Consider the following 15,996-nt stretch of genomic DNA (forward strand, 5'->3'; position numbering starts at 1 on the left):
ATAACGTCCACATCGCGCAAATTATTTCCATATGGAAATAGTGGCTGGCGCGTAGTCTTGTGGAGCGGCCCATGAACCCATCGAAATTATTCCATCTCTTGACGCTGTGCGCGTGTGCCGGTCATAGCGCCTTGGCGCTGGCCCAGAGCGTCACCTTAAGCGTCGATACCCAATCTGAACGCAAAGCCATCAGTCCGCTGATTTATGGCTATAACGCGTATGCCGATGGCAGCGGGCGTAACGGTTTGCAAAATCAGGGTGGCTTGGCCAATTTGCAGGAATTGAATTTGGTTTCGCGTCGTCTTGGCGGTAACAATATGACCAGTTATAACTGGGAAAATGGCGTCAGTAATTCCGGTGCCGATTGGTGCAATTCATCCAATGCCGGTGTCAGTGCCACGGCCGGTGCCGGTGATCCGTCCCAGACCGCCGGCTTGGCGTATTACGCACCGGGGGCTGCGCTCAAGAGCTTTCAAGATCAGTCGCTGTTGTTGGGTACCTACTCCTTGCTGCAATTACCGGCCGCCGGCAAATTGCCGAAAGATATAGTCAATCTCTATCCACCCGGCAGTTGCAACGGTTCCGCCTTGTGGCAAAACGCACCCGGTGCTTCGAACATCGATCTGAGCCGCTGGGTCAGCATCGTCAATGATAAGCCGGCCAGTGCCGGGGCCTTGAGTTTGCAGCCGCAGATCGGCGACGCCACCGTGTATATTGATGAAGAACTCAATTTTTTACTGAAAAATTATGGTGCGGCCAGCAGTGCTAAAGGCGTCAAGGCGTATGAGCTCGATAATGAACCGGATCTGTGGCACCAGTGGCCGTCGGCTTATGGCGAGGGGACGCATCCGCTGCTGTATCCGAATGTGACGACGGTGGCCGATGTGTTACAGAAAAATGCTGCCTTGGCGGCAACCGTGAAACGCATGGATGGCAGCGCGGAGACTTATGGTCCGGCCGTCAGCGGCTATCTTGGTCTGTTCAGTTTGTGGGCCGTGTGGGATGGTGCGCAGACACGGCAACCGGCTGATTGGGCCAGCTACAATGTAGAACCTTTTCTGAGCAATAACACGGGCGATCGCTATCGTTACAATGGCATGACCTTCGCCAATGTGTATTTGAATAAAATGAAACAAGCCTCGACGGCCGCCGGTCGCCGCTTGCTCGATACGCTGTCATTCCATTATTATCCGCAAGCTTCGCAAACGCCGGCCGACCGTGTGCAGGCGGCGCGCAGCTTGTGGGATGCGGCGTATGTCGAACCGAGCTGGATTACCCAAAGCGGTTACGGGTTTACCGATGGCCGCGGCTTGCAGGTGCTGCCGAAATTGAAACAGGCGATTGCCGATTTTTACCCCGGTACCAAGTTGGCCGTGACCGAATACGATTTCGGTGGCAAGGATGATGTCAGCGGGGCTATCGCTCAAGCCGATGCGCTCGGGGCGTTCGGTCGTCAGGGCGTGTACATGGCCAGTTACTTTGGTGATGTGGAAGGGTATATCGGTGCCGGCTTCAAATTATTCCGCAATTACGATGGAAATAAATCGGTATTTCCGGAAATTTCGGTTAAATCAGCTTCGACCAATAATGCCAATGCCAGCGTGTATGCGGCCGTCAGCGCCACTGATCCGACTACCCTGCATATCATCGCCATCAATCGTTTGAGTACGGCTGTGAAAGCGAGCATACAGATTAAAAATCCGCTGGCTTTCAAAACCGTCAAGGCTTGGGGCGTCGATGCCTCAAGCCAGGCACTCAGTGCACGCAAGGGCATCGCGGCGATTGCCAAGAATAGTTTCAGTTACAGTTTACCGGCACAATCGGTGCTGCACTTCGTGCTGCAACCCTGAGTAATTGCGGATTAAATCCTGCTGCGATTTAATCCGCGTTTTTCTTATTTTTTGAGTTCGCTGAGCACGCCGCGCAGCATCGCCAGCATTTGATCGATTTCTGCGTTCGTGACGTTTAAGGCGGGCATGAAGCGCAGCAGATCGGGACGCGGTGAATTCAATAACAGACCGACCGGTTCCAAATTACGCGCCGCTTCGACAATCGCGCCGCCGATCGGGCTGCCGAGTTTGAGCGCGCGCAGCAAGCCTGCGCCGCGTTCGCCTTCGAGTCCAAATTCATCCGACAATTTATTGAGTTCGGCACTCAAATACGCGGCGCTTTGTTTGACTTGTGGCAGAAAGCCGGGCTTGCTGATTTCTTTGAGCACGGCGATGCCGACCGCCGTCATCAACGGTGCACCATTATAGGTGCCACCCTGATCGCCGGGAACGAAACAAGCCACCGCTTCGCGACACAGCAGCGCGCCCAGTGGCACGCCGCCGCCTATGCCCTTGGCCAAGCTCATGATATCGGGTTCGATATCTGACAATTGATAGGCGAACAATTCGCCGGTACGGCCCATACCTGATTGGACTTCGTCGACGATGAGCAGAATGCCATGTTTTTGTGTCAAGGCGCGTAGTGCTTGCATGAATTCTGTACTGGCCGGTATCACACCGCCTTCACCTTGTATCGGTTCGAGCATGACGGCAACGGTTTTGTCGCTGATCAAATTTTCTACCGAGGCGATGTCATTGAGATCGGCTTTCGGAAAACCACTGACTTGCGGCGCAAACAGCGTATCCCAGCCCGGTTTGCCGGAGGCCGACATGGTGGCCAGGGTGCGACCATGAAAACTATGGTCGAAGGTGATGATTTCAAACGCGCCGTTGCGGTGCAATTGCCCCCACTTGCGGGCCAGTTTGATCGCGCCTTCATTGGCTTCGGCACCGCTGTTGGTAAAGAATACACGATCAAAACACGAGGCGGCCGTCAGCATGCCAGCCAGTTCCAGCATCGGTGCGTTATAAAATGCCGGCGAAGGGTTGAGCAATTTTTTTGATTGCGCTACCAGCGCTTCGTGGATCACGGCTGGACTATGGCCGAGACAATTGACGGCCCAACCTTGCAAGTAATCGAGATAGCGTTTGCCATTGTGGTCGGTCAGCCACATGCCCTGACCCTCGGTAAAGATGATTTCGGGACGCGGGGTGATGTACATCAGAGAATTAACTTTGTACTGACTGAATTCCATTTCAAGACTCCTGAGGGTGAGCGGGCATACGGGGTAATCAATAAGAAAAAAGCCACAGGAAAAGGCCTGTGGCTTGATTAGCTTGCGTCCGGTGACGGCGCGGTTTCACTAATATGTCGGCCCAGGCTCGCACAGCGCGAGTCGGCGTCGCGCGATATTTGGTGAAGACATGTCAGAGAAGATTTTCATAAAACGCAGTGTAGGACTTTTTCCGCACTGCGTCAAAATAAATTTTCCCAGTACCGTGTTTTAAGCCAAATCGGCTTCTGAAGTGAACGCATCGGCATAAAACTCTTCGGCCGGCAAGTGGCAGATGCCGGACAATTGCGTTTGCGCCGCTTGTACCATGAGCGGTGCGCCACAGGCATAGACTTGATGGCCGGAGAGGTCGGGATGGTCATCGATCACGGCTTGATGCACATAGCCGCTGCGGCCGCTCCATTGGTCTTCGGGCCGCGCATCGGACACTACCGGCACATAGCGGAAGTTGGCCAGCAGGGCAGGCCATTGCTGGCACAGGGCATCGAGATACAAATCGCTCGGGCGACGAGCGCCCCAGTAGAGCGTGATGGCGCGTGTTGAGCCGCTGTGTATCAGTTGTTCGACGATGGCTTTGATCGGTGCCATGCCGGTGCCGGAAGCCAGTAAAATGATCGGCTTGTCGCTGTCTTCGCGCAGAAAAAAACTGCCTTGCGGGCCTTCGAAGCGGACGATGTCGCGTTCTTTCAGGGTGGAAAAAACCTGATCGGTGAACAAACCACCGGGCATGTGACGCAGATGCAGCGTGAGTTGGGTCTCGCTGTGGGGGGCATTGGCGATGCTGTAGCTGCGCCGTTTGCCATCTTTCAGCAGAAATTCTATGTATTGGCCGGGGCGGTAGCGTAAGCTTTCATTGGCCGGCAATTGCAAGGCCATGAGCATTACATCGCCCGAGAGTTTTTCGAGCTTGGCGATACGGGCTGGCATTTTTTTGAGCGGGTAATCGCTGCTGGCGGCGATTTCGCGCACGACAATGCTCAGATCGCTGTTCGGACGGGCGCAGCAAAACAGCGCCATGCCTTGCGCCGCTTCTTCGCTCGAGAGCGCGCGTTCCTGATGTTTGCCATGGGTCAGCGAGCCAGCCGTGACTTGGCCTTTGCAGGAGCCGCAGGCACCGTTTTTGCAGCCATACGGTAAGCCTACGCCGGCACGCAAAGCAGCCGATAAGACGGTTTCGCCGTCGTCACAACTGAATTGACGACCACTGGGTGTTACGGTTACTTGAAAAGTCATACAATCCTGAATATGAAAACACGTTTGAAAAAAACTGGCAAGCCACGCTTGCTGATCATCGGCTGTGGCGATGTCGGCCTGCGTTTGCTGGCCTTGCTGCGCGAGCGCTTCCGCATCTTTGCCGTCACCAGTCAACCGGCGCGTTGCGCCGAACTGCGCGCCGCCGGTGCCATACCGCTGCTAGCCAACCTTGATTGCCGCGCCAGCTTGGCACGTTTAGCCGGCTTGGCACCGACGATTGTCCATCTGGCACCGCCGCGCGCCGAAGGCGAGGGCGATCGCCGCACACAAAATTTGATCGCCATTTTACCTGAGGGCGGCCGTCTGGTGTATATCAGTACCACCGGGGTGTATGGTGACTGCGGCGCGCAGCGTTTTGATGAGACCCGCAGCGTGGCACCGCAGAATGCGCGGGCACGTCGCCGCGTGGCGGCCGAACAGAGCTTGCGTGCTTGGGCCAGAGGCAGGCGCGCGCATTTATCTATTCTGCGCGTGCCCGGTATTTATGCGGCCGAGCGCTTGCCGCTCGATCGTTTGCGTAAGGGTACGCCGGCCTTGATTGCGGCTGATGACGTCTATACCAATCACATCCATGCCGATGATTTGGCCTACCTGATCGTACTCTCATTGATGCGCGCACGACCGCAGCGGGTGTATCATGCGGTCGATGACAGTGATTGCAAGATGGCTGAGTATTTCGATGCCGTCGCGGCCGCCTTTGCGCTACCGGCCGCGCCGCGTCTGGCACGTGCCGAGCTGGCGCAACAGGTGTCGCCGCTGCTGCTGTCATTTATGTCGGAATCGCGGCGCATGCACAATACCCGCATCAAAGCCGAACTCGGCGCACGCTTGCGCTATCCGAGTGTGACGCAGGGTATTGCTGCGGCTGCCGCCGCACATTTGCTTAAATCAGCGCCGACGTGACTTTCAAGACTTCATCGGCGGTAGTCATGCCTTCGCTGATTTTCAGGGCACCGGCAATGCGTAAGGGTTGCATCTGATCTTTGATGCTCTGTGCCCGCAGCGCAGACAAATCAGCTTCTTTGGTGATGAGCTTGCTGAAACCCTGGGTAACGGTGAGTAATTCATACAAGCCGGTACGCCCGAGGAAGCCGGTTTGGCGACATTCCGGGCAACCGACCGGACGATACACGGTGCTCGGCTTGGCGATGCCCCAGTCTTCGACCAAGCTTTGCCAAACTGCATCGGTGATCTCGCCGTCTGGTGTTTTGCAATGACGGCACAGCGTGCGCACCAGACGCTGCGCCAGAATGCCGATGATGGTCGCTTCGAGTAAGTAATACGGCACGCCGAGTTCGAGCAGACGCATGATGGCCGACGGTGCATCATTGGTATGCAGGGTAGACAGCACCAGATGACCGGTCAGGGCGGCTTGGACCGCCATTTCCGCCGTTTCCAGGTCGCGGATTTCACCGACCATGATGATGTCCGGGTCTTGTCGCATCAAGGCGCGTATGCCATCGGAAAAACTTAAATCGATCGACGCTTGCACCTGCATTTGATTGAACGAGGCTTCCACCATTTCGATCGGATCTTCTACGGTGCAGACATTGACATCGGTCGTTGCCAAGGCCTTGAGCGTGGTGTAGAGCGTGGTGGTTTTGCCGGAGCCGGTCGGGCCGGTGACCAAAATGATACCGTGTGGTTTCTTGGTCAGCACATCCCAGCGGCGTGCATCGTTGATGGGGAAACCGAGTTCGGGCAAGGTTTTGACGACCACTTCCGGATCGAAAATCCGCATCACCATTTTTTCGCCGAACACGGTCGGCAGGGTTGACAGGCGTAATTCGACTTCTTGACCGTCGGCGGTGCGGGTTTTGATGCGACCATCTTGCGGGCGGCGCTTTTCGATGACATCGATGCGGCCCAAGAGTTTGATGCGCGCCACCATGGCGATCATGACTGTTGCCGGCACCTGATACACCTGATGCAGCACACCATCGATACGAAAACGTATCGTCGCCATATCACGCTTGGGTTCGAGATGAATATCCGAAGCGCGTTGGTCGAACGCGAATTGCCACAACCAATCGACGATATTGACGATGTGCTGATCATTGGCGTCGACTTGTTTATTGGTTTTTCCGAGTTCGACTAATTGTTCGAAATTTTGGCGCAAGCCGAGATCGTTGGCGCTGTCTTTTTTACGCGCATCTTTAATCGATTTTGCCAAAGAAAAAAACTGCACGATGTACTGCGATATTTCCAGCGGATTGGCCAGCACCAGGCGAATTTCTTTGCGCGAAATGCGCGCGATTTCATCTTGCCATTCATGATTGTAAGGGTCGGTGGTGGCGACCACCACGGTCTGCGCCGTCGATTCGACCGGCAGAATATTGAAGCGCGTGGCATATTTGACCGACATCACATCCGACACCGAAGTGAAGTCGATTTTCAGCGGGTCAATGCGGTAGAACGGCAGGTGCACTTTCCGCGCCGCCCATTCGGTCAGCCAGTCCAGCGTCAGCAAGCCTTGTGGCGGCTTGGCCGAATGCAGCTTGCACTGGGCCGCTGCCGTCAAGGGGTGCATATTGGCCGGGCCGTTTTTGAGCAAGCCTTGGGCTTCATTGAATTTCGCTTTCACTTCCTCTTTTTTGAGTATGCCGTCTTCCATGAGCCAGGTGAAAATCTGTTGCAGATTAAGGCTGCGTTTGCTGGTGCTGGTCATAGGTGGTGGCGGGAAAAAGGAGTGGGTGGGAATGCCCCGCACAGCGAAGCGAGGCATCAAAATTCACAGCGGGTCGCAGGCCGCTTTCAAGCCGTTAACCCAAGATTTGGCCGGTAACTTGGTGGCGCTTTTGATCTCATCGGCGCGTGCATACAGTGCGCTGAAATCGAAACTCTGTTTTTGTTTGAAGGCGATTGCGACGACGTTACCATCATGGACTTCCGGCAGACACAGCACCTGCGCGAAGGCGAAGCGCAAGGCTTTCAAATTGCGCGCATAACTGGGATGGTCGCCAAACAGGTTGACGGTCAGGATGCCATCGGGCTTGAGGCATGCAGCGCAGGCTTGGTAAAATTCGGCGCTGTCGAGCACCGGTCCTTTGGCGGTGGCATCGTATAAATCGACCTGTAGCGCATCGACCCCGCCATGCTGATTCGGGTCGTTGACAAAATTGAGGGCGTCCATTTCGTAGACGTTCAGACGCTCGTCATTCATCGGCAGTTTGAACATGCTTTCGCAAATTGAAATGACGGAAGGGTTGAGTTCGATGGCCGTTACCCGCGCCTGTTCGAATTGACGATAGCAAAATTTGGTCAGTGCACCGGTACCGAGACCGAGTTGCACCATATGTTCAGGCTTGGGATTGAACAGCATCCAGCACATCATTTGCTGGGCGTATTCGAGTTCGATTGCATCGGGTTTGCGCAAGCGCATGGCACCTTGTACCCATTCTGTACCGAAGTGCAAATAGCGTACGCCATCGAGTTCAGATAAGGTGACTGGTGCGTAGCGGACTTTGCGCGGCGCTTTGGGGGCCGCAGCACGTGGGCCGGAGCGATGGTTGGCTTCGGCTTCTATGGATTTTCGTTTGATAAGCATGGCGCTATTTTACCTTTTACTGTCATGGCATCGGTAAAAACCGGGAAAATTCTTGTAACCGCATGAAAGCTGCCGTCTACTTGCTCAATGCCCGTGCTATCGCCGCGTCCGGTCTGCGCCGGCAGCGTCTAAAATCCGCGCAAGGCCAACCACGCCGCCAATTTGTTCGCATACGCGAGCGTATAGGCCGGACTGCTCGATGGCAGCGCGACGATGCGATAGTGGGCGGCCTGTGCGCCGAGCACACGTAAGCCCAGTTTGGCTGCGGTGCCGCCGTTGAAAGCGATGCTTGTGATGCCGGGATGCTGTGCCAACAGACCGAGCAAATCATTGTCATCGCGCGCACGAATTTGGCTGTCGAGACTGCCGGCGCGCTGCGCTTGGGCCACGACATCCCATAAGCCTATGCCATGCCGAAGCAGGGTGGCCAGTTTATCCGGGTAGGGCAGTTGGTGTAACTCGGCATCGATGACAGCACCGACCAGTTGCCAGAAGCGATTTTGCTTATTCCCATAGTATTCATTGCGCATCAGAGATTGCTCACCGGGTAAACTGCCCAGTATCAGCAAGCGCGTGCCAGCGTCGATGACCGGCTCGAAGCAACGCTTGAAATCAGGTGGCAAGGCAGCAGGGCGACGGTGCATAGATGCTTGAATGAGATGGGCAGGGAGGGATGCTACTATCTGGCGCACGAAAAACCGCTGCTGCCGCTTGAGCTAAGGAACTATGAGCTCAAACAATACTCTTATTATCTGTTAATTGTAAGCTGATAAGGTGTGCTTATCAGTACGTAACCAGGAGATTGTGATGAAAAAGTTATTTATCGTGGCAGCCATAGCGGCCACGAGCTTATTGAGTGCCTGTATGTCGCCGTCAAATTCGGGCAGCGTATATCGTGCCGGTCAGGCGCAGATTGAGCAGAATATTCGGATGGCTTATGTCGAGTCGGTGCGTAATGTCACCATTGATAAGGGACAAACCGGAGTCGGTACGGTCGCCGGCGCAGCGCTCGGTGGTATCGCTGCGGGTAAAAATATCGGTGGCGGCAGTGGTGCGGTTGCTGCTGGCATCGTCGGCGCGATCGCCGGCGGCGTGATTGGGCAAAAAATAGAAGGCAGTGTCAGTCAAAAGCCTGGTTATGAAATCACGGTGCGACTCGATAATGGCGAGATCAAGGCGATTGTTCAAGATGCCGATGAGTCGTTTCGCAGCGGTGAGCGGGTGCGTTTGTTAACGAGCGGCGGTACTACGCGCGTCTCTCACTGAGTTAGCGACGAACGCCACTGGGTTCCCGCCAAAAGCGCGCGGGAATGACGTGTCGGCCGCTTGTCATGCACCAAAAAAAATGCCGGGAAGTATATCCCCGGCATTTTTTTCAGACTTTTTACTTACTTAGTCAGCAGCAATTCATTGAGACGTTTCACGAAACCGCTAGGGTCACTCAACATACCGCCTTCGGCCAGTAAGGCTTGGTCGAACAAGATGTGCGACCAATCGCTGAAACGGGCTTCTTCGTATTTCAATTTTTGCAGCAAAGGATGGTCGGGGTTAACTTCCAAAATAGGCTTGGAATCGGGCGCAGCTTGACCAGCCGCTTTGAGCATGCGTGCCAGATTGCCGGACAAATCATTATCGTCGGCCACCAGACAGGCTGGCGAATCGGTCAAACGCAAGCTCACGCGTACGTCTTTGGCCTTATCGCTGAGCGCGGCTTTCATTTTTTCGATCAGGTCTTTGAACGCGGTTTCGGTTTCTTCGTGGTGCTTTTTCTCGGCTTCATCTTCGAGCGTGCCGAGGTCGAGTCCGCCTTTGGCAACCGACGCCAATTCCTTGCCTTCGAAATCGTTCAGGAAAGACAGCATCCATTCGTCGACGCGGTCGGTCAAGAGTAAAACTTCGACGCCTTTTTTACGGAAAATTTCCAGATGCGGACTGTTTTTTGCGGTCGCATAGGTTTCTGCCGTGACATAGTAAATCTTGTCCTGGCCTTCTTTGGCACGGCTCAGGTAGTCGGCCAGCGAGACGTTTTGCACATCGCTGTCGTTATGGGTGGAGGCGAAGCGCAGCAGCTTGGCGATGCGTTCTTTGTTGGTCGCATCTTCGCCTATGCCTTCTTTCAGCACCTGGCCGAATTCTTTCCAGAAGCCGGCATATTTTTCTTGCTTTTCGATAGCATCATCGCCGTCCGCATTGGCCAAATCTTCCAGCATGCCGAGCACACGCTTGGTCGAGCCTTCGCGGATCGCTTTGATATCGCGGCTTTCCTGCAGGATTTCGCGCGACACATTGAGCGGCAAATCATTGGAATCGATGACCCCTTTAACGAAACGCAAATACACCGGCATCAATTGTTCGGCATCATCCATGATGAAGACGCGTTTGACGTAGAGCTTGATGCCGCCACGTTTATTACGGTCCCACAGATCGAATGGGGCACGTGCCGGAATGTACAGCAATTGCGTGTAATCGCTGCGACCTTCGACGCGGTTGTGGGTATGTGTGAGCGGGGCGCTGTAATCGTGCGAGACATGCTTGTAAAATTCTTCATACTGTTCGGCAGTGATCTCAGATTTACTGCGTGCCCACAGTGCACTGGCTTGATTGACGGTTTCGAATTCTTCCAGCAGTACTTGCTCTTTCTTTTCTTCGTCCCATTCTTCTTTCTGCATTTTGATTGGCAGCGAGATGTGGTCGGAGTAAGTGCGGATCACCGATTTCAATTTCCAAGCTGACAGGAAATCGTCTTCGCCTTCACGCAAATGCAAGATGATATCGGTACCGCGGCTGGCCTTGGCGATGTCTTCAATGCTGAATTCACCGGCACCTTCCGATTCCCAACGCACGCCTTGATCCGCACCGGCACCGGCACGGCGCGATTCGACCGTGATACGGTCGGCGACGATGAAGCCGGAGTAAAAGCCGACGCCGAACTGACCGATCATGGCAGCGTCTTTTTGTTCGTCGCCCGAGAGCTTGCCGAAAAATTCTTTGGTGCCTGATTTGGCAATGGTACCGAGATGTTCGATCGCGTCGGCCTTCGTCATACCGATACCATTGTCGGAAATCGTGATGGTGCGCGCGACTTTATCGAAACTGACTTTGATCTGCAGTTCGCTGTCGCTTTCGAATAGAGCGGCATTGTTGATCGCTTCGAAACGCAGCTTGTCCGCGGCATCCGAGGCATTCGAGATCAGCTCGCGCAAGAAAATTTCCTTGTTGGAGTACAGCGAGTGGATCATCAATTGCAGTAATTGTTTGACTTCGGCCTGAAAGCCCAGGGTTTGTTTTTCTGACATGTTTTTTCCTCGGAAATTAGCTTGGCAAGAGTAGTAGATAAATAAATATAAAAAACGACCATTACAAAGTGGGGACGGCTGCAGCGATTTCAAGTTTGCCGTGTCAGGCAAACTTGTTTGATGCGCGTCGTTGCCTCAAACCGCCGACAGCGGCTTGATATGCATGGCACCGGCTAAGTCTTCAATTTCATAACCAAGGGCATGCAAGGCGACGCGCAGACGGTCGGCTTCGGCCCAGTTTTTGGCCAGCCGTGCGGCTTGGCGTTGTTCGGCCAAGGCTTGCACCTCGGCCGGAATGGCGATCACGGCCGGCACCCAGTCGACCAAGCCGAGACCGAACACGCGGTCGAATTCGGTGACGGTAGCTTTTTTATCGGCATCCGACAAACCCGACTTGAGCACTTCCCAGTTCAGCGCCAAGGCGCGCGGTACATTCAGATCTTCATTGATAAAGGCGGTGAATTTTTCCAATAAACTTGCATCGGCAACACCGCCGGCTGGCCAAGCATGGAAAGTTTCGCGCAAACGCTGCAAGGCTGTTTGCGCCGACAGCAGGGCATCGAAGCTGAATTGCATCTGACTGCGGTAATGCGCGCTCAGGCACAGATAGCGATAGGCCAGCGGATCGATGTGTTGATCAATCAGCGTTTGCAGGCGCAGGAAATCACCGCTCGACTTCGACATTTTGCCGGCATCGATTTGCAGGAAATAGCCGTGCATCCAGAAATTGGCCAAGCGGGTGCCGTGGCAAGCCTGATTTTGCGCGATCTCATTGCTGTGGTGAATGGAAATATGGTCTTCGCCACCGCAATGGATATCGAACCAGGGCGTCAGGTATTTCGCCGACATGGCCGAGCACTCGATGTGCCAGCCCGGAAAACCGCGACCCCAAGGGCTATCCCATTCCATTTGACGTTGTTCGGCGGCCGGGCTGAATTTCCATAAGGCAAAATCGGTCGCATGTTTTTTCTCGCCGAGTTCGACCCGGCTGCCGGCCTTGATCTCGTCACGTTTGATGCGCGCCAAGTAGCCGTAATCATCTTGCTTGCTGGTATCGAAATAAATACCGTCGCTGGTACGATAGGTGTAGCCCTTGCTTTCTATGCAAGCGATGAAATCAATTTGTTCGACGATATGGTCGGTGGCCTTGCACCAGATTGCCGGGGCTTGCATATTGAGGCGCGCCAGATCGGCTTTAAAGGCCAGCGTGAAGCGCTCGGCAATTTGCCAAGCCGATTCGCCGGCCTTGCGGCTGCCTTTTTCCATTTTGTCTTCGCCGTCGTCGCCATCGGACACCAGATGGCCGACATCGGTGATATTGATCACATGGCGCACCGTGTAAGCATTCCATTCCAGGCAGCGACGCAGCAGATCTTCGAACAGATACGTGCGCAGATTCCCGATGTGGGCATAATCGTAAACAGTTGGACCGCAGCAGTACAGGCCTACCCAGTCGGTGCGCAAAGGAGTGAAAGGGCGCAGGCGGCGTTCCCAGTTATCGTATAAAAGAATGTCCATCTTGATTTGCTAATGAAAAGAAATAAATGAGGTCAAAAAAATTCGGCAGCGCGAGGTCGCTGAGGAGCATCGGCAAAATGTGAACTAGCTCAACAACAATATGGCGTGCAGCGGTTTCGCAGCAGCGCGACTGCAAGCTAGAATGAAGGATAAGAATGTAGCATAGAAAGCTGGTTTTTGATCCGAAAGTGCCGAATTTGCGCCGATTTCAAGCTGTTTTCAAAGCCTGCTTGAGAAAATCCCACAGACCAGAGTCAGACATGGCGGCGATGTTGATGCGCATCTTGGTCGATGGAGCTTGATGCGGTGAGAATAGGCTGCCAGGCGCGAGCAAATATCCCTGTTCCATGGCTTGCTCGGTGAGTCGATTGGTATCGATACCGGTCTCGGTCCACAGGAACATGCCGGCCGGGGTACGGTATTCGACCTTGATACCAATATCTTCGAGGCGTTTGGTCACGTCATCGCGTACCGCATCGAGTTTCACGCGGATGCGGTCGACATGCTTGCGGTAATGGCCTTCCGAGAGCACTTTATAGACTACCCGTTCACCTATTTCGGTGCTTGTCAGATTAGACAGCATTTTGCGATCGGACAAGCGTATCGCCAGTTCAGGCGAGGTGGCGATGAAGCCGACGCGTAAATTGGCCGCCAAGGATTTGGAAAAACCGCCCAGATAGATGACGCGCTGCAACTGATCGAGTGCAGCGATACGGGTGGCCGGCTGGACTGCGGTTCCGGGGTGCATGTCGCAGTAAATATCATCTTCGACGATCATGAAATCATGCAACTCGGCCGTTTTCAAGACTTGGAAGGCCTTGGCGGCAGACAGCGAGGTCGAGGTCGGATTATGCATGACCGAATTGATGATGTAGAGCTTGGGTTTGTGGATCGCTGCCAATTCAGCCAGTTTGGCAACATCGGGACCATCATGCAGGCGGGGAATGCCTATCACTTTGGCGCCGAGTATGGCAAACGAACCGAACATCAGAAACCAGGCCGGATCATCGACGAAAATCGTGTCGCCGGGACGGGTGAATTCACGCGCCACCAAGTCGAGCGCCTGAGTCACGCCGCTGGTGGTGACGATTTGTTCTGGGGCTGCAGCAATTTCGAGTTCGGCTAGTTTCAGTTGCAATTGCTGGCGTAACGGTAGAAAACCCTGGGGCACGCCGTAATGCAGCAGCAAATTTTGGTTCAGGCGACTGATCGCGCGCAAACCGTTGGCCACCAATTCACCGTCCAGCCAGTCGTGCGGCAGTACGCCCGAACCCGGCATTTTTTGCGGGGGCAATTGGCGGAACATATTTCTGACCAGCCAAACCACATCGAGTTGCTGACTGCCGCTCAGCACCGGCGTTGCTGCAGCGCTAGCGCTAGCGGCCAGCATAGGGGCGCGTTCGCGCACGAAAAATCCGGCACCGCGGCGCGATTCCAAGTAGCCGTGGGCAACCAAGCGGTCATAGGCTTCGACGACCGTGAAGCGCGAGACACCCTGTTCATCGGCAAACTGGCGTATCGATGGCATGCGCGCACCGGTACGCAGCAATTTATCGTCGATGCGATTGGCTACTGCCGTGACGATTTGCTCGACCAAAGAGGTGCCGGAATCGCGAGAAAGGTAAAACATCGCAGCTTGCATGGAATTTTCTTGAGCGTGTATTGGAGAAATGACCGGAACAGTATGTTAATTAACTGCTTTTGTGTATCGGTACTGTATTGGAAATTGCGTTTAGGATAGCATAAGCCTGAACGGACAGGAATGCGAACAGTGCAATTGATCTATATTTAATCAAACAGGGGCAAGGATGGAAACCTTCACATATTCGCAACAATTTCAGCCGGACGTAGCTGCACTGCCGTCGCTACGGGCCGACGTCCTATGCCGCTGCGCGCGATTAGCGGAGGAATTGTCATGCCTTTGAGCGAATTCATTGCTTTTTCCTTATTCGCGTGGATAGGTTCGTTTACCCCGGGGCCGAATGTTGCCATCGCCGCCACGACTGGCGTCAACCATGGCTTGCGCGCCGCTTTACCGCAAGTGATCGGTGTGCCACTCGGTTTTGTCATCCTGATGTGGGCGATTGGCAGTGGCGGAGCTTGGATCTTGCAAGGCCATGCCACTCTGTTATTTTCGATGAAACTGGTGGGGAATGCTTATCTGCTGTGGTTGGCTTGGCGCCTGTGTTTTTCGGCAACGCTGTCGAATAGCAAAAGCACGCAAGCCTTGAGCGTGCCGCAGGCGGCGATGTTTCAGATCGTCAATCCGAAAGCGTGGATGATGTTGGTGGCCGTCACCTCCACCTATGCGATAGGACAAACGCATTTTTTCAGTCGCATGGCTTGGATGAGTCTCGGCTTCGCCATACCCTGCGCCCTGAGCGTATTCGCTTGGGCTTGGATGGGCGATAAGTTGCGACAATATTTGCAGGTCGGTCAGCGTTTGCGCTGTTTTAATTTGGGTATGGGCGTGGCACTGGCCTTGACCGCCGTGTGGATGTTTTCTTTGTAGTTGGCCGTGGCTGTACAATCGGCGGCCACGCTACCCCAATTCTCATGGGAACCGAATTAAATCAGTGCCGGGCGATGATATTGGGGGTGGTCACAGGTTTAGTGCAGGCTTACAATAGCAGGCTGTGCGCTTGCTGCCGGCTTTTGTAGGGCGTTTAGCGACACACCCAAGAATTCACCGGCTTGCCTTGTTATAAAGGCAGCCTGTTTTGTTTATTTTATCTAGGAAGATCATCATGCCAGTATCCGAACGACTGTACGCGCTCAATATCACTCTGCCACCGGTGGTCGCACCGGCTGCCGCGTATGTGATGCATGCTCAAACCGGCAACACCGTGTTTTTATCCGGTCATCTTGCCAAGAAAGATGGCAAAGTTTGGGTTGGCCAGCTTGGCAAAAATATCACGACGGAAGAAGGTAAACTGGCTGCGCGTGGCATCGCGATCGATTTGATCGCTACCTTACAAGATGCTTGCGGTGGCAATTTGTCGCGCGTTAAGCGTATCGTCAAAGTAATGAGTTTAGTGAATTCTACCGGTGATTTCACCGAGCAACATCTGGTTACTAACGGCGCCTCGGAATTGCTGGTCGAAGTGTTTGGCGATGCCGGTAAGCATGCTCGTTCAGCTTTCGGTGTGGCACAAATTCCTATGGGTGCCTGCGTAGAAATCGAAATGATCGTCGAAATCGACTGATCATTGACCTATCGCCGTCACACTGTTTTTCAGGTGACGGCATGAAAACAA

At 54.3% G+C, this 15,996-nt stretch carries 13 protein-coding genes; 5 read left to right on the forward strand and 8 right to left on the reverse strand.

What is annotated here, in order from left to right:
- Positions 1 to 71: 71 nt before the first annotated feature.
- Positions 72 to 1,850: a glycoside hydrolase family 44 protein gene (locus QN359_RS03550; RefSeq protein ID WP_322247289.1), complete on the forward strand. Its 1,779-nt coding sequence runs from the start codon at positions 72 to 74 to the stop codon at positions 1,848 to 1,850.
- A 44-nt stretch (positions 1,851 to 1,894) separates the two neighbouring features.
- Here QN359_RS03550 and QN359_RS03555 read toward each other — a convergent pair whose 3' ends face one another.
- Both QN359_RS03555 and QN359_RS03560 read right to left on the reverse strand, forming a co-directional pair.
- Positions 1,895 to 3,085 carry an acetylornithine transaminase gene (locus tag QN359_RS03555; protein WP_322247291.1) on the reverse strand — a complete coding sequence of 397 codons (1,191 nt, stop codon included), beginning with the start codon at positions 3,083 to 3,085 and terminating at the stop codon, positions 1,895 to 1,897.
- Positions 3,086 to 3,334: 249 nt separating this feature from the next.
- Positions 3,335 to 4,357 carry a CDP-6-deoxy-delta-3,4-glucoseen reductase gene (locus QN359_RS03560; RefSeq protein ID WP_322247293.1) on the reverse strand — a complete coding sequence of 341 codons (1,023 nt, stop codon included), beginning with the start codon at positions 4,355 to 4,357 and terminating at the stop codon, positions 3,335 to 3,337.
- Positions 4,358 to 4,369: 12 nt separating this feature from the next.
- Between QN359_RS03560 and QN359_RS03565 the strand changes: the two genes are divergently transcribed.
- Entirely contained in the window at positions 4,370 to 5,281 is a 912-nt protein-coding gene (locus QN359_RS03565; RefSeq protein ID WP_322247295.1) for a sugar nucleotide-binding protein, read from the forward strand.
- Here the strand turns inward: QN359_RS03565 and QN359_RS03570 are convergent.
- The 3 genes from QN359_RS03570 to QN359_RS03580 all read right to left on the reverse strand — a co-directional run bounded on the left by QN359_RS03570 (position 5,262) and on the right by QN359_RS03580 (position 8,569).
- The gene (locus tag QN359_RS03570; RefSeq protein WP_322247297.1) at positions 5,262 to 7,046 is read right to left on the reverse strand and encodes a GspE/PulE family protein; all 1,785 of its coding nucleotides are present in this window, start codon (positions 7,044 to 7,046) and stop codon (positions 5,262 to 5,264) included. The two genes, QN359_RS03565 and QN359_RS03570, sit on opposite strands and share 20 nt — an antisense overlap.
- A gap of 63 nt (positions 7,047 to 7,109) precedes the next feature.
- On the reverse strand, positions 7,110 to 7,925 hold the full coding sequence (locus tag QN359_RS03575; RefSeq protein ID WP_322247299.1) for a spermidine synthase: 816 nt from the start codon (positions 7,923 to 7,925) through the stop codon (positions 7,110 to 7,112).
- A 128-nt stretch (positions 7,926 to 8,053) separates the two neighbouring features.
- Positions 8,054 to 8,569: a DNA-deoxyinosine glycosylase gene (locus QN359_RS03580; protein ID WP_322247300.1), complete on the reverse strand. Its 516-nt coding sequence runs from the start codon at positions 8,567 to 8,569 to the stop codon at positions 8,054 to 8,056.
- A gap of 163 nt (positions 8,570 to 8,732) precedes the next feature.
- Here QN359_RS03580 and QN359_RS03585 point away from each other — a divergent pair, with 163 nt between their 5' ends.
- Entirely contained in the window at positions 8,733 to 9,191 is a 459-nt protein-coding gene (locus QN359_RS03585; RefSeq protein WP_322247301.1) for a glycine zipper 2TM domain-containing protein, read from the forward strand.
- 122 nt (positions 9,192 to 9,313) lie between these two features.
- On the opposite strand, the gene htpG is transcribed toward QN359_RS03585, so the two are convergent.
- From htpG to QN359_RS03600, 3 genes are all read right to left on the reverse strand, one after another.
- Complete coding sequence (gene htpG, locus QN359_RS03590) at positions 9,314 to 11,221, reverse strand: molecular chaperone HtpG (protein WP_322247303.1); 1,908 nt, start codon at positions 11,219 to 11,221, stop codon at positions 9,314 to 9,316.
- A 135-nt stretch (positions 11,222 to 11,356) separates the two neighbouring features.
- Positions 11,357 to 12,739 carry a cysteine--tRNA ligase gene (gene cysS, locus QN359_RS03595; RefSeq protein ID WP_322247304.1) on the reverse strand — a complete coding sequence of 461 codons (1,383 nt, stop codon included), beginning with the start codon at positions 12,737 to 12,739 and terminating at the stop codon, positions 11,357 to 11,359.
- Positions 12,740 to 12,947: 208 nt separating this feature from the next.
- Positions 12,948 to 14,369: a PLP-dependent aminotransferase family protein gene (locus QN359_RS03600; protein WP_322247305.1), complete on the reverse strand. Its 1,422-nt coding sequence runs from the start codon at positions 14,367 to 14,369 to the stop codon at positions 12,948 to 12,950.
- Between the two features lie 285 nt (positions 14,370 to 14,654).
- Between QN359_RS03600 and QN359_RS03605 the strand changes: the two genes are divergently transcribed.
- Both QN359_RS03605 and QN359_RS03610 read left to right on the forward strand, forming a co-directional pair.
- The gene (locus tag QN359_RS03605) at positions 14,655 to 15,251 is read left to right on the forward strand and encodes a LysE family translocator (protein ID WP_322247306.1); all 597 of its coding nucleotides are present in this window, start codon (positions 14,655 to 14,657) and stop codon (positions 15,249 to 15,251) included.
- A gap of 235 nt (positions 15,252 to 15,486) precedes the next feature.
- Positions 15,487 to 15,945, forward strand: coding sequence for a RidA family protein (locus QN359_RS03610; protein ID WP_322247307.1), 459 nt, complete (start codon positions 15,487 to 15,489; stop codon positions 15,943 to 15,945).
- The last annotated feature ends 51 nt before the right edge of the window (positions 15,946 to 15,996 follow it).

This window comes from Undibacterium sp. 5I2, assembly GCF_035019605.1.
Classification (GTDB): domain Bacteria; phylum Pseudomonadota; class Gammaproteobacteria; order Burkholderiales; family Burkholderiaceae_D; genus Undibacterium.

Bases quoted from the DNA above. Each gene is read 5' to 3' on its own strand.
- QN359_RS03550 (WP_322247289.1), top strand. From the start codon at position 72: ATGAACCCATCGAAATTATTCCATCTCTTGACGCTGTGCGCGTGTGCC.
- QN359_RS03555 (WP_322247291.1), bottom strand. From the start codon at position 3,085: ATGGAATTCAGTCAGTACAAAGTTAATTCTCTGATGTACATCACCCCG.
- QN359_RS03560 (WP_322247293.1), bottom strand. From the start codon at position 4,357: ATGACTTTTCAAGTAACCGTAACACCCAGTGGTCGTCAATTCAGTTGT.
- QN359_RS03565 (WP_322247295.1), top strand. From the start codon at position 4,370: ATGAAAACACGTTTGAAAAAAACTGGCAAGCCACGCTTGCTGATCATC.
- QN359_RS03570 (WP_322247297.1), bottom strand. From the start codon at position 7,046: ATGACCAGCACCAGCAAACGCAGCCTTAATCTGCAACAGATTTTCACC.
- QN359_RS03575 (WP_322247299.1), bottom strand. From the start codon at position 7,925: ATGCTTATCAAACGAAAATCCATAGAAGCCGAAGCCAACCATCGCTCC.
- QN359_RS03580 (WP_322247300.1), bottom strand. From the start codon at position 8,569: ATGCACCGTCGCCCTGCTGCCTTGCCACCTGATTTCAAGCGTTGCTTC.
- QN359_RS03585 (WP_322247301.1), top strand. From the start codon at position 8,733: ATGAAAAAGTTATTTATCGTGGCAGCCATAGCGGCCACGAGCTTATTG.
- htpG (WP_322247303.1), bottom strand. From the start codon at position 11,221: ATGTCAGAAAAACAAACCCTGGGCTTTCAGGCCGAAGTCAAACAATTA.
- cysS (WP_322247304.1), bottom strand. From the start codon at position 12,739: ATGGACATTCTTTTATACGATAACTGGGAACGCCGCCTGCGCCCTTTC.
- QN359_RS03600 (WP_322247305.1), bottom strand. From the start codon at position 14,369: ATGTTTTACCTTTCTCGCGATTCCGGCACCTCTTTGGTCGAGCAAATC.
- QN359_RS03605 (WP_322247306.1), top strand. From the start codon at position 14,655: ATGCCTTTGAGCGAATTCATTGCTTTTTCCTTATTCGCGTGGATAGGT.
- QN359_RS03610 (WP_322247307.1), top strand. From the start codon at position 15,487: ATGCCAGTATCCGAACGACTGTACGCGCTCAATATCACTCTGCCACCG.